Origin of the sequence: Verrucomicrobium sp. BvORR106 (genome assembly GCF_000739655.1) — a bacterium.
GTDB lineage: Bacteria > Verrucomicrobiota > Verrucomicrobiia > Verrucomicrobiales > Verrucomicrobiaceae > Verrucomicrobium.
This window is the reverse complement of sequence record NZ_BATR01000206.1, coordinates 1-732: the sequence shown is the minus strand read 5'-3', so window position 1 is coordinate 732 and position 732 is coordinate 1. Positions and strand designations below refer to the sequence as shown.

General features: G+C 57.0%; 1 protein-coding gene. It reads left to right on the top strand.

What is annotated here, in order from left to right:
• A partial coding sequence (locus BV106_RS34780; RefSeq protein ID WP_038172895.1) for an IS3 family transposase occupies window positions 1-694 on the top strand: 694 nt, incomplete at its 5' end.
• Between the last annotated feature and the right edge of the window lie 38 nt (window positions 695-732).

The window sequence follows — 732 nt, the reverse complement described above, 5'->3', positions numbered from 1 at the left end:
CCAGACCTATGGCAGCCCCCGTCTCGTGCACGCCCTGCGGCGCAAAGGACTGCGCCATGGCAAGAACCGCATTGCCAGGCTCATGCGCAGAGAAGGTCTGCAAGTGCGCCAGAAACGCCGCTACATCCCCAGAACCACCTTCTCAGACAAAGGCGCCCTGGCTTCCCCCAACCTGCTTCAATACCGGCAACTCCCCGACCAGCTCAATGAAGTCTGGCTCACCGACATCACCTACATACCCACCCATGAAGGATGGCTCTATCTGGCCGCTGAAATGGATCTATGCAGCCGTCGGATCGTGGGCTGGAACACCCTGGAGAGCCTCCACTCCCAACTGCCCACCGTGGCTTTGGAGCGGGCTTTGCAAACACGCGACCTGTCCATGAACGCGCTTGTTCATCATAGCGACAGAGGTTGCCAGTACACCAGCGACCAGTTCCGCCGCTGTCTGGAGACATGGGACATCACTCAAAGCATGAGCCGCCAGGGCAACTGCTACGACAACGCCGCCATGGAATCGTTCTGGGCCACGCTCAAAGCAGAGTGCTTCGCCAGCCAACTGCCAGCAACCCGCACCAAGGCACGATCCATGATCTTTGACTATATCGAAACCTTCTACAACCCAGTGCGACTCCACAGCGCACTGGGCTACCAGTCACCTGTGGACTTCGAAAATACGATCAAAAACAACTAACCCTACTTTTTACGTCCGCATTTTCGACGAAAGATCAA